Raw genomic sequence first — 12,208 nt, 5'->3', positions numbered from 1 at the left:
TCCGCGCGCCGTAAGGTGTGCGTCAGGGAGTTGTGAATTGCGCCCCAGAGCGTTGAAATGAAAGGTCTGTCAATGAAGATTGCCGTTCCCGCTGAAGTCAAGAACAGCGAATTCCGCGTGGCCATCACCCCAGCCGGTGTCAATGAGCTGACCAAGCGCGGTCACGAGGTCAGCGTCCAGGCTGGCGCCGGTCTCGGCTCGAGCATCACCGACGAGGAGTACGCCGCCGCCGGTGCCACCATCACCCCTGATGCCGCCTCGACGTGGGAGGCCGGCGAGATGGTGCTCAAGGTCAAGGAGCCCGTCGCTGAGGAATACGACTTCCTGCGGAAGGATCTCACCCTCTTCACGTACCTGCACCTGGCCGCCGATGAGCCGCTGACCAACCGCCTCGTCGAGGCCGGCACGACAGCGATCGCCTACGAGACCGTCCAACCCGATGGTCAGGGTCTGCCGCTGCTGGCACCCATGTCCGAGGTCGCAGGCCGCCTGTCGACCCAGGTCGGCGCCAACAGCCTGCTGAAGAAGAACGGCGGCCGCGGCATCCTGCTCTCGGCCGTCCCGGGTGTCGAACGCGGCAAGGTCACCGTCGTCGGCGCCGGTGTCGCCGGCACCGCTGCCGCCCGCATCGCCCTGGGTCTCGGTGCGCAGGTCGACATCTTCGACATCTCGCTGCCGCGTCTGCGCCAGCTCGAAGAGCAGTACGGCACCGGCCTGCAGGCCCGCATGTCCAACGAGTACGACATCGCCGATTCGCTGCGCACCGCAGACCTCGTCATCGGCTCGGTCCTCATCCCCGGCAAGCGCGCCCCGAAGCTCGTGACCGACGTGATGGTCCAGAACATGAAGCCCGGCTCGGTGCTCGTCGACATCGCCATCGACCAGGGCGGCTGCTTCGAGAACTCGAAGCCGACCACCCACGACGACCCGACCTTCGAGGTCCACAACTCGGTGTACTACTGCGTGGCGAACATGCCCGGTGCTGTGCCGACCACCTCGACCCGCGCCCTGACGAACGCCACCATGAGCTACGTGCTCAAGGTCGCCGACCAGGGATGGCGCGAGGCGATGAAGAAGGACACCGGCCTGGCACGCGGCCTCAACACCTTCGACGGCCACGTCATCAACGCCAATGTCGCCGAGGCATTCAACCTCGACTTCACCGCACCTGAGAAGGTCCTCGCAGACTGAGGCACGTCTCACCGCAGGCGGCCGTCTCCACACCTGGAGGCGGCCGCCTTCCGCGTTAGACTGGGGATCATCATGACTTCACACGCACCGCTTGGCACCCTGCGCAAAGGAACCGTCTCTCCGATCCTGCCCGTTCCCAAGGACATCCCGCGTCCGGAATACGTCGGCAAGGCCGTCCCGAACGAGGGCAACGCCGGCGATGTCTACTCCGCCGAGGACATCGAGAAGATCCGCGCCGCCGGCCGCATCGCCGCCAACGCGCTCGAAGCCGTCGGCCAAGCGGTGGCTCCCGGCGTCACGACCGATGAGCTCGACCGCATCGCCCACGAGTTCCTCTGCGACCACGGCGCCTACCCGTCATGCCTGGGCTACCGCGGGTTCCCCAAGGCCTGCTGCACCTCGGTCAACGAGGTCATCTGCCACGGCATCCCCGATGACACGGTGCTTGCCGACGGGGACATCCTCAACGTCGACATCACCGCCTACATCGAGGGCATGCACGGGGATACGAACTTCACATTCTTTGTCGGCGATGTCGATGACGAGTCCCGCAACCTCGTGCTGCGCACCCACGAGGCGATGATGCGCGGCATCAAGGCCGCCAAACCCGGCCGCCAGATCAACATCATCGGCCGGGTCATCGAGAAGTACGCCCAGCGCTTCAGCTACGGCGTCGTCCGCGACTACACCGGCCACGGCGTCGGCGCGGAGTTCCACTCCGGGCTCATCGTCCCCCACTACGACGCCGCCCCAAACCACGACGAGCTCATCGTCCCGGGCATGGTCTTCACCATCGAGCCGATGCTCAACCTCGGCACCGAGGGATGGGAGGCATGGGATGACGATTGGACGATCGTCACCGCCGATAAGAAGCGCTCAGCCCAGTTCGAGCACACCATCGCGATCACCGAGACCGGCGCCGACATCCTCACCCTGCCCGATGAGACCGCAGCCATCTACGGCGGACCAGGAGACCCGGCATGAGCCCGGCAGTACCGCGCGCCGACTGGGCGATCGGCGTCGACATCGGCGGCACCGGCATCAAGGCCAGCCTCATCGACCCGGTCGCCGGTGAGCTGGCGTTCAAGCGCCGCCGCATCCTCACCCCGCAGCCGGCCACCCCCGAGGCGGTGGTCGCCACGGTCAGCGAGGTCGTCCAGCAGGTCATCGACAAGGCCCTGGAGAAGGACATCATCGCCGATGCCGCCGAACTCGACCACGCCCCCATCGGCGTGGCCTTCCCCGGCGTCCTCAAGGACGGCGTCGTGCGCTTCGCCCCGAACCTCGACCAGTCCTGGATCGGCGAGCACCTGCCTGAGCATCTGGAGAAGGCAACCGGCCGCAGCTGCTACGTCCTCAACGACGCCGATGCCGCAGGCCTTGCCGAGATGACCTTCGGCGCCGGCCGCGACTACCGCAAGCAGACCGTCATCCTCACCACCCTGGGCACCGGCATTGGCACCGCGCTGTTCGCCAACGGCCAGCTCGTGCCCTTCACAGAGCTCGGCCACATCGAGATGAACGGCGCTGATGCCGAGACACAGGCCGCCGAATCGGTGCGCACCCGCGAAGGGCTGAGCTTCGAGCAGTGGGCTGAGAGGCTCCAGCAGTACTACGCGCAGATCGAGCTGCTCCTCCACCCCGACCTCATCATCGTCGGCGGCGGAGTGTCGAAGGAGCACGAGAGCTTCCTGCCGCTGCTCAAGCTCGAAGCCCCGATCCGGCCGGCTGAGCTGCGCAATGCCGCCGGCATCGTCGGAGCCGGCTACTCGGCCGCACGCGCCGGCCGGACGAAGGTGAAGAAGAACACCGCCAAATAGCGAGGTGAGCCACCCGGCGGCGTGCCGGTTTTGCACCCAGCTGAACACTGTTCAATAATTGAACGATGTTCAGCTACTCTTCGCTCGCCGATCGCGTCCTCGCTGGCACCCCGGCCACCGCTGACGACGCCCACGCCATCCTCTCCAGCTCCGATGAGGAGCTCCTCGACCTCGTCGCCGCCGCCTCCCGCCTGCGCCGGGAGCACTTCGGCAGCCGGGTGAAGGTCAACTATCTCGTCAACCTCAAGTCCGGCCTGTGCCCGGAGGACTGCGGCTACTGCTCGCAGCGCCTTGGCTCCGAGGCCGAAATCCTCAAGTACTCGTGGCTGCCCGGTGACGAAGCCCGCCGGCAGGCGGAGTTCGGCCTGGCCGGCGGCGCCTCGCGCGTGTGCCTGGTGGCCTCCGGCCGCGGCCCGTCGAACCGCGATGTCGAGCGCGTCTCCGGCATGGTCGAGGACATCAAGTCCGCCAATCCCGGCGTCGAGGTGTGCGCCTGCCTCGGCTTCCTCAAGGACGGCCAGGCCAAGCGCCTCAAGGACGCCGGAGTCGACGCCTACAACCACAACCTCAACACCGCCGAGTCCCACTACGCCGAAATCTGCTCGACGCACACCTTCGCCGACCGCGTCGACACCGTCGACAAGGCCCGCGAAGCCGGTATGTCGCCGTGCTCGGGCCTCATCGTCGGCATGGGCGAGACGAACGCCCAGATTATCGAGACGATCGAATCGCTCAAGGCCGTCGACTCTGATTCGATTCCGGTCAACTTCCTCATCCCCTTCGACGGCACTCCGCTGGAGGGCACGAACACGCTGACCCCGCAGCACTGCATGCGCATCCTGTGCGCGGTGCGGTTCATGTGCCCGGACCGCGAGCTGCGCATCGCCGGTGGCCGAGAGATGCACCTGCGCTCGCTGCAGCCGCTGTCGCTGCATGTGGCCAACTCGCTGTTCCTCGGTGATTACCTCACCTCCGAGGGCCAAGCCGCAGAAGACGATCTCGACATGATCGTCGACGGCGGCTTCGAGATCGTCGGTGCGAAGAACACCGCCCAGCTGCGCGATGAGCTCAAGGCCCACCGCGCCGCCCACCAGGCCGCCTTCGACACCAGTGCCAGCGGCACCGGCGCCTCCGAGGACACCGCCTCGGCGGCAAGCCCGGCGGCTACCGCGAGCACCCTGCCGTGCGGCAAGCCGCTGCCGCCCGCCGGCCACGAGGCGGGTTCGACCGGTGTGCAGATCCCGACGATCCGCCGCCGCGGTGCCGGCACGGAGCTCGCCCCCAATGCCTGACCAGCACCAAGCCTCGACTCTGAAGCGCGACACCGGCCTGCTGTGGCACCCGTATGGGCCACTCGATGCCGGTGCGCACTTCTCGGTCACCGGTGCCTCGGGCCCGTACGTCGACCTGATCGACGCCGCTGGCACCAGCCACCGGCTGCTCGACGGCATGAGCTCGTGGTGGTCGGTCGTTCACGGCTACCGCCACCCGGTCATGGACGCCGCGCTCACCGCGCAGATCGGGTCGTTCTCCCACGTCATGTTCGGTGGGCTGACCCACGATCCTGCCGTCGAGCTTGCCGAACGGCTCGTCGACGTCACTCCTGCCGGGCTCGATCACGTGTTCCTCGCCGATTCCGGTTCGGTCTCTGTCGAGGTCGCGCTCAAGCTCGCGATCCAGTACCAACGGGCGCGCCGGCGGCAGCGCGGCACGTTCCTCGCCCTCGAAGGCGCCTATCACGGCGATACTACCGGGGCGATGAGCGTGTGCGACCCGGTCGGCGGCATGCACGCCGATTTCGCGGCGCTTCTGGCTGAGAACGTCTTCCTGCCCCGGCCGCCGCTGCCGGAGGTGCCCGCCGCCGAGGTGGAGGCGTGGGTTACCCAGGCAGAGAACCTCGTCGACGCCCATGCTGAGGATCTGGCCGGCATCATCGTCGAACCCCTGTTCCAGGGGGCCGGTGGCATGCGGCCGTACCATCCGGCGGCACTGCAGGCGCTGCGCCGGCTGGCCGATGAGATCGATGCGGTGCTCATCGCTGATGAGATCGCCACCGGTTTCGGGCGCACCGGCACCGCCTTCGCCTGTGAGACTGCCGGCATCGTTCCGGATGTCATGTGCCTGGGCAAGGCCCTGACCGGTGGATACCTCACCATGGCCGCACTCCTGTGCCGCGGCCCGGTCGCTGAGGTCATCACGCAGTCGTCATACCGAGCGCTCATGCACGGCCCGACCTTCATGGCCAATCCGCTGGCCTGTGCTGCGGCGTCAGCCTCGCTTGGGCTGCTTTTCGGCGATGAGATGAGCGGCTGGCAGCCGGCGATCGAGCGCATCTCCCCGGCCTTGGAGGCAGGCCTCTCCCCTGCCCGGCAGCTGCCGGGCGTCCATGAGGCCAGGGTGACCGGCGGGATCGGCGTCATCGAACTCGACCGGCCCGTCGACGTCGGCCTCACCACCCGCATCGCGGCCAGGCACGGCGTGTGGTTGCGGCCGTTCCGCCAGCACATCTACACGATGCCCCCCTACATTTCCACACCGGAGACGATCGCCACGATCACCCTGGCGATGGTCGCCGCAGCGGCTGCCCACACCGAGGAGACGGAGTCGTGAACGCCGTCGCCGCCCGGCTCGCGGCTGCCGGTGAGCGACGGCAGGCTGCTGATATGCACCGCACTGATCCGGTGCTCACCGGCCTCGACCTCGCCTCGAACGATTACCTCAGCCTGTCCCAGCACCCGCAGGTGCGTGCGGCGGCCATCGAGGCGATCGAGCAGTTCGGCACCTCGGCACGTGCCTCCCGGCTCGTCACCGGCACGACGCGAGCCCATCACGCGCTCGAAGCCGGCCTGGCCGAGCGTCTGCTCCACCCGGCCTGCGTCACCTTCTCCAGCGGGTATATGGCCAATCTCGCTGCGGTGGCCACACTGGCTGGGCCGGATACGCTCATCGTCTCCGACGCCCACAACCACGCCTCGCTCATCGATGCGTGCCGGCTGACGAAGGCACCGGTGCAGATCGTCGCCCACAACGACACGGCAGCCGTCGAGGCCGCACTGGCCGAACGCCGCCAGCCCGAGGCACTCGTCATCGTCGAATCGGTCTACTCCGTCCTCGGTGATGCCGCAGATCTGGACGCACTGCTCGATCTGTGCGCCCGCTACGACGCGATGCTCCTCGTCGACGAAGCTCACGGCCTCGGGGTCGCCGGCACCGGTGAGCACACCGGCTTTGGTGCAACCGCCCAGCTCTCAGCCCACCGCGACCGGCTCGTCGTCACCGCCACCTTGTCCAAAGCTCTCGGCTCGCAGGGCGGTGCGCTGCTGGGCAGCGAGCTCATCCGCGACGCGGCGATCAACACCGCCCGCTCGTTCATCTTCGACACCGGCCTGGCACCGGCCAATGCCGCTGCCGCCCGTGCCGCACTCGACCTCATCACCCCAGAACGGGTCGCTGACATGGCGTCTGCCCGCGCTCAGCTGGCGGCCGCGCTCGAGGTGCCGGTCCCGGCCGGTGCGGTGCTCTCGGTGCCGATGCCCAGCCCCGAATCCGGAGTGCGAGCCCGCGCACTGCTGCGCGAGGAGGGCATCCTCGTCGGCTGCTTCCGCCCGCCGTCGGTCCCCGATGGCATCACCCGGGTGCGGCCGACCGCCCGCGCCGGCCTCAGCAGCGCCGAACTCGAACGCGCCTGCACCCGCATCCGTGCGATCACCGATGCCTGCGCATCCCTGGTCGCCGGCGCTCAGGTGACCGGGTCATGATCCCCCGGTACCTGCTTGTCACCGGCACCGACACCGGTGTCGGCAAGACGATCGCGACCGCCGCCCTGGCGGCAGCGCTCTCAGCGGCCGGGCGACGGGTCATCATGGTCAAGCCCGTGCAGACCGGGCACATCAGCCCCGATGACCCCGAGCGCACCGAACTGGAGGCACAGTACTCCGACGTCGTAACCGAATCCGATGCGCAGATCATCGCCCGGCTGGCCGGCATCGAGACGTACACACACACCACCCTGCGCCTGCCGATGGCACCAGTCCCGGCCGCCCGTGCCGAAGGCGCCAGCCTGCCGACAGCCGGTGAGCACGCTGAGTACATCCGCGAGCTGGCTGCGCAGACCAGCGCCGACCATGTCCTCATCGAAGGCGCCGGCGGGGTGCTCGTCGACTTCGGCGGGCACACGGCAGCCGATCTCGCTCGCACCCTGGCAGCCGAATCCTGTGAACCGGTCGGTGCCGTCATCGTCGCCCGCTCACGGCTGGGCACACTGAATCACACCGCACTGACCGCCGAAGCGCTGGCCCACCGCGGCGTGGACGTCACTGGCATCGTCATCGGCTCGTGGCCTGATCCTGCCCTGCCGGTCGATATCGACAACCGCGAGGCGCTCACGACCATCGCCCCGCTGCTCGGTGCCCTGCCAGCCGGAGCCGGCCACCGCCTCGGTGCCGGTGATTTCCAGGCCCAGGCACCTGCCTGGCTGCGCCTGCCGGACTGACCTGTTCATGAGTGCTCGTGCCACTCCTGCAGCACCCGGCTGAGATCCTGGTTGGCATCCTCGAGTGCCTTCTCATTGGCCGCCTGGCCGAACTATCAAATGTATAAAGGACTGCAAAGACGGGGAGGTCAGGCCGCCTGTACGCCGGGTTCTGTCCGCAGGCGGGTCGCCCCGGTCTGCGTGACGGTCATCTGTCTAGGAGCACCGTTGCCGGTGCCCTCAAGCGATCCACCCGACAGCTTCAGCGAGCAGCCGTCAGGCGCTGTCTGTGCGATCTTGCTCCCGGCGGGGTTTACCGTGCGATCCCAGTCACCTGGCACCCGGTGGTCTCTTACACCACCCTTTCACCCTTACCGGCCGATGGCCGGCGGTCTGCTTTCTGTGGCACTGTCCCGCGAGTTGCCCCGGGTGGGCGTTACCCACCGCCGTGCTCTGTGGAGCCCGGACGTTCCTCGTCAGCATCTGCTGCCGCGACCGTCCGGCGACCTGACCTCGGCCTCCAGTGTACGCCCGCGCCCGAGGCGACAGGCACCGGATGTGCGCATCCTCACCTGCACCTGAACGCAGGTTGGGGTCTGGAGATGGCTACGATGGCTGGCGTGATTGTTCTGCTGCCGCCCTCTGAGGGCAAGACGCTTGCCGCCTCGGGTCCGGTGCTTGATTTCGATGAGCTGAGCTTCCCGGAGCTCACCGGTGCCCGCATCGAGGTTCTCGAATCACTCGCCGAGGTCTCAGCTGAGCCCGATGCCTGCGAGCAGCTCGGTGTGGGGCTCTCCCTCCAGGACGATGTCGAGCGCAATACGCACCTGACGGAGATCCCCTGTGCTCCTGCGCTGGAGACTTACACCGGGGTCCTGTATGCCGCCCTCGATGCGGGGAGTATGCGCGGCAAGGCTCGCGAACGTCTCTCGCAGGTCTATGTATCCTCAGCGCTGTTCGGGCTCCTGGCAGCCGGTGATCCGATTCCTGCCTACCGGCTGTCGATGAAGACGAATCTCGCCGCGCATGGGGTGCTCGCCACATGGTGGAAGAAGCGCCTCTCACCGGTCCTCGATGAGGAGTTCGCCGGTCAGCTCATCCTCGACTGCCGCTCGACGGAGTACCGCAAGTCCTGGCCGGGGCCGGTCGATCAGGTCGTGACCGTTTCCGCAGTGACGGAGAAGAACGGCAAGCGCTCGGTCGTCTCCCACAACGCCAAGCTCACGCGCGGGGAGCTCGCCGGTCATCTGCTGCGCAGCAGGGCGGGCCTGCCGGAGACTCCTGAGGCGCTGCTCAAGGCTGCGCGCAAGCACTATGAGGCGGAGCTGACCCCTGCCACGAAGCGCAAGCCTGCCGAGCTGACGATCGTTCTGCCCGGCTGAGAACACTCACGTGCAGGTCAAGCGTGCAGCAGCAGAGCGCCGCACTCATCGCAGTCGGCGGTTGCTCCGGATCCCGAGGCGCCGAGTCGGTCGAGGGTCATCGCGCTGATCTGCGAGCCGCATGAACCGCAGGAGCCGGCGCTGACATGCGCGGCCGTCGGCTGACCGGCGGCGAATGCCTGCACCAGCCGGCTGCTGATCGGACCGGGCAGCTGGGAGGCGATCTGCTGGCGTTTGGCGGCGAGCTCTTCGCTGCGGGACTGCAGTTCGGCGGCGCGTTCGGCGCGTTCGGCCTGCAGCTGCTTGCCGGTGGCGGCGATCTGATTGAGGTCCTCGGTGACGGTGCTGATGCGCTCGGTGAGGTCGTCGATCTCGCCCATGACCTCGAGCTGGTCGTTCTCGCGCTCACCCTTGGCTGCAATCGCGGTGTCGATATCGGACTGCAGCGCCACGAGGTCACGGCTGGTCAGGCCTTCACCGGAGTTGAGGGCATCGCGCATCTGCTCGATGCGGGTGCTGCGGGCTTCGACATCGGCATCGATCTCAGCGGCCTGTTTGCGATACCCGGCCAGTGTGGCTTCGAGCTCCTTGAGCATCGCGGCAGTCGCCTGATGTTCGCCGGCGAGCTGCCGCACACGGGCGATGAGCTCAGTCTGTTTGGCCTCGTGCTCGGTCTTGCGTGATGCGGCTGCCGTTTCGATCCAGTCGTTCAGCGCCTGCTGCTCGCCTGTGCTCAGTGTTGTGGTGTTGGCTGTCATGTCATTCACCTGCCTGTCCGATGCGCTCCGTCCACGGGTCGGTCGAGATCTCCGAGACTGTGACCGTCACGTCCATGCCGCCTGCGCTCAGCTGTTCGCGCAGCTGTTCGGCGGCTCTGGCCATCCACATGGATTCGGCTGCCCAATGGGAGATGTCGATGAGATGCGGGGTGCCTGCGGCGCGCCGGTGGGCGGTGTCCCGGGCTTCGGTGGCCGGGTGATGGCGCAGATCGGAGGTGATGTAGACCTCGGCGTCGGTGGCGCGGACCTCGTCGAAGAGTGAGTCCCCTGCTCCCCCGAGCACTGCCACCCGCTCGACCTGAACCTCGGGGTCGCCGGCGATGCGGATGCCGGTGGCGGTTGCCGGTGCCTCCTTGGCCAGGCGGGCGGCGAGTTCGCGCACGCTCACCCGAGCGGGCAGGGTTCCGACCCTGCCGAGTCCCACTCCGGCAGGGGCGTCGCTGTGCTGGACGAGCGGGGTGCGCTCGGTCAGTTCGATCGCCTCGGCCAGAACGTCGGAGACCCCGCCGATGGCGGAGTCGGCGTTGGTGTGGGCGTTGTACTGGGCGATGCCGGAGCGGATGAGTTCCGTGATGGCCCCGCCCTTGAGAGTGTCGGCTGCCACGGAGGTGATCCCGCGCAACAGCAGCGGGTGATGGGTGAAGAGGAAGTCGGCTCCCAGGTCTTTCGCCTCGGCGATGACGGCATCCATCGGGTCGAGTGCGAGGTGGATGTGGGAGACCTCAGCAGACGGGTCGCCGACAGCGAGTCCGACGCTGTCCCAGGGCTCTGCGTAGGCCGGAGGCCACAGCGAGTCGCAGATGCTGACGATGTCCGAAACGCGAGGTGAGCCCATGCGGATACCGTAATACATTTCAGCTGCTGAGAACATTCGCCATGATGAGCCTGTCCGTGCTAGCCGCTGGCGGTCTGGCACAAGATGAGACCCCCGTGCAGAGCACTTCAAGCCCTAGCGCATAATCGATGGTATGAATCACATCACTGCCCTGAATGCCAGCACCATCTCCGATGCGGTGGCCCGGTCTGCACGCCGGAACACCGACCGGGTCGGCGTCGTCTTCGCCGACCGCACCTGGACCTACCCGCAGCTCGATGTCGCCATCACCGCCGTGGCCCGGCATCTGGTCTCACTCGGCCTGTCCAAGGGTGAGCGCGTCGCCGCCTACGGCAAGAACTCCGACCTGTACCTCATCGTGTTCCTCGCCGCCGCGCGCGCCGGCCTCATCCACGTGCCGGTGAACTACCAGCTCAAGGAGGCAGAGCTCCAGTACATCCTCACCGACTCCGGCGCCGGCGTCGTCATCGCCGATGCCGACCTTATGGAGCATGTCGAGAACACCGAGGCCGGCCAAGCCGCCCAGCGCCTGACGATGGACGACCTCGTGCCGGTCGCCACTGCCACAGATGTCACACCGGTCGGCGAGGGCGAGTTCGATGTCATCGACACCGACGCCGTCCAGCTGCTCTACACCTCGGGCACCACCTCGGCGCCCAAGGGCGCAGTGATGACGCACCGGTCGCTCATGCACGAGTACCTCAGCTGCCTTGATGTCCTCGACTTCTCTGCTGAGGACCGGCAGGTCCACGCACTGCCGATGTACCATTCGGCGCAGATGCACGTGTTCCTGCTGCCGAGCCTGCTCAAGGGCTCGTACAACATCATCGTGCCCGCTCCCGTCCCGGCTGAGCTCATCGAGCTGTTCGCCTCGGAGCGGATCACCTCATTCTTCGCCGCACCCACGGTGTGGGTGGCGCTGGCGAACACCCCGGCGTTCTTCGAACGCGATCTCTCCAGCCTCAAGCGCGCCTACTACGGTGCATCGATCATGCCCGGCCCGGTGCTGAAGAAACTGCGCGATCACCTCCCGGAGCTCGGCTTCTACAACTGCTTCGGCCAGTCTGAGCTCGGTCCACTGTGCACGGTGCTGCGACCGGAGGAGCACGACGATCATCCCGGATCGGCAGGCCGCCCGGTGCTGTTCGTCGACGCCCGCGTCGTCGACCCGATGGGCCAGGAGGTCGGACCCGGTGAGCAGGGCGAGATTGTCTACCGCTCCCCGCAGCTCATGCGCGAGTACTGGAACAAGCCCGAGGCGACCGAGGAGGCGCTGCGGGATGGCTGGTTCCACTCCGGTGACCTCGTCGTCGCAGATGAGCAGGGCTTCATCGAGGTCGTTGACCGCGTCAAGGACGTCATCAACACCGGTGGTGTGCTCGTGGCCTCCCGCCAGGTGGAGGACGCGATCTTCGAACTCGACGCCGTCGGCGAGGTGGCAGTCGTCGGCATGCCCGATGACAAGTGGATCGAGGCGATCACCGCGTTCGTTGTGCCGAAGGGTGAGATCACCGAGGACGCGGTCATCGACCACGTCAAGGAGCGCCTGGCTCCGTTCAAGGTGCCCAAGGCCGTTCACTTCGTCGAGGAGCTGCCGAAGAACACCTCGGGCAAGATCCTCAAGCGCGAACTGCGCGACCGCTGAGCATTGAGGCTGGGGCGTGTGGGAAAGCGCGCCCCGGCCTGCTCGTATGGCATACTGTTGTCCGGCCGGAGACGATTCCGCCTGG

At 67.3% G+C, this 12,208-nt stretch carries 11 protein-coding genes and 1 other RNA gene; 9 read left to right on the top strand and 3 right to left on the bottom strand.

What is annotated here, in order from left to right:
* Positions 1-72: 72 nt before the first annotated feature.
* The 7 genes from ald to bioD all read left to right on the top strand — a co-directional run bounded on the left by ald (position 73) and on the right by bioD (position 7,503).
* Positions 73-1,191: an alanine dehydrogenase gene (gene ald / locus B4E96_RS01705; protein ID WP_286956194.1), complete on the top strand. Its 1,119-nt coding sequence runs from the start codon at positions 73-75 to the stop codon at positions 1,189-1,191.
* A gap of 72 nt (positions 1,192-1,263) precedes the next feature.
* Positions 1,264-2,175, top strand: a complete 912-nt coding sequence (gene map, locus B4E96_RS01700; protein ID WP_286956193.1) for a type I methionyl aminopeptidase — start codon at positions 1,264-1,266, stop codon at positions 2,173-2,175.
* Positions 2,172-3,011, top strand: coding sequence for a polyphosphate--glucose phosphotransferase (gene ppgK, locus B4E96_RS01695; RefSeq protein ID WP_286956192.1), 840 nt, complete (start codon positions 2,172-2,174; stop codon positions 3,009-3,011). The genes map and ppgK overlap by 4 nt, the downstream gene beginning before the upstream one ends.
* 65 nt (positions 3,012-3,076) lie before the next feature.
* A complete protein-coding gene (gene bioB / locus B4E96_RS01690) occupies positions 3,077-4,303 on the top strand; it encodes a biotin synthase BioB (RefSeq protein WP_286956191.1) in 1,227 nt (408 codons plus the stop codon).
* Complete coding sequence (locus B4E96_RS01685; protein ID WP_286956190.1) at positions 4,296-5,621, top strand: adenosylmethionine--8-amino-7-oxononanoate transaminase; 1,326 nt, start codon at positions 4,296-4,298, stop codon at positions 5,619-5,621. Before bioB ends, B4E96_RS01685 begins: the two co-directional genes overlap by 8 nt.
* Positions 5,618-6,769 (top strand): aminotransferase class I/II-fold pyridoxal phosphate-dependent enzyme, encoded by a 1,152-nt coding sequence (locus B4E96_RS01680; RefSeq protein ID WP_286956189.1) that lies wholly within the window; start codon positions 5,618-5,620, stop codon positions 6,767-6,769. The genes B4E96_RS01685 and B4E96_RS01680 overlap by 4 nt, the downstream gene beginning before the upstream one ends.
* On the top strand, positions 6,766-7,503 hold the full coding sequence (bioD, locus tag B4E96_RS01675) for a dethiobiotin synthase (protein ID WP_286956188.1): 738 nt from the start codon (positions 6,766-6,768) through the stop codon (positions 7,501-7,503). The genes B4E96_RS01680 and bioD overlap by 4 nt, the downstream gene beginning before the upstream one ends.
* A 124-nt stretch (positions 7,504-7,627) precedes the next feature.
* On the opposite strand, the gene rnpB is transcribed toward bioD, so the two are convergent.
* Positions 7,628-7,993, bottom strand: an RNA gene (rnpB, locus tag B4E96_RS01670) — RNase P RNA component class A.
* Positions 7,994-8,102: 109 nt separating this feature from the next.
* Between rnpB and B4E96_RS01665 the strand changes: the two genes are divergently transcribed.
* Positions 8,103-8,864 (top strand): YaaA family protein, encoded by a 762-nt coding sequence (locus B4E96_RS01665; RefSeq protein ID WP_259833284.1) that lies wholly within the window; start codon positions 8,103-8,105, stop codon positions 8,862-8,864.
* A gap of 17 nt (positions 8,865-8,881) precedes the next feature.
* Here the strand turns inward: B4E96_RS01665 and B4E96_RS01660 are convergent, their stop codons facing one another.
* Entirely contained in the window at positions 8,882-9,622 is a 741-nt protein-coding gene (locus B4E96_RS01660; RefSeq protein WP_286956187.1) for a zinc ribbon domain-containing protein, read from the bottom strand.
* Between the two features lies 1 nt (position 9,623).
* Positions 9,624-10,478, bottom strand: a complete 855-nt coding sequence (locus tag B4E96_RS01655; RefSeq protein ID WP_286956185.1) for a Nif3-like dinuclear metal center hexameric protein — start codon at positions 10,476-10,478, stop codon at positions 9,624-9,626.
* A 133-nt stretch (positions 10,479-10,611) separates the two neighbouring features.
* Between B4E96_RS01655 and B4E96_RS01650 the strand changes: the two genes are divergently transcribed.
* Complete coding sequence (locus B4E96_RS01650) at positions 10,612-12,123, top strand: fatty acyl-CoA synthetase (protein WP_286956183.1); 1,512 nt, start codon at positions 10,612-10,614, stop codon at positions 12,121-12,123.
* The last annotated feature ends 85 nt before the right edge of the window (positions 12,124-12,208 follow it).

It is taken from the genome of Brevibacterium sp. UBA7493, from assembly GCF_002479565.1.
Classification (GTDB): domain Bacteria; phylum Actinomycetota; class Actinomycetes; order Actinomycetales; family Brevibacteriaceae; genus Brevibacterium; species Brevibacterium luteolum.
The sequence above is the reverse complement of the archived record's forward strand: the minus strand, read 5'-3'. Positions and strand labels throughout refer to the sequence as shown.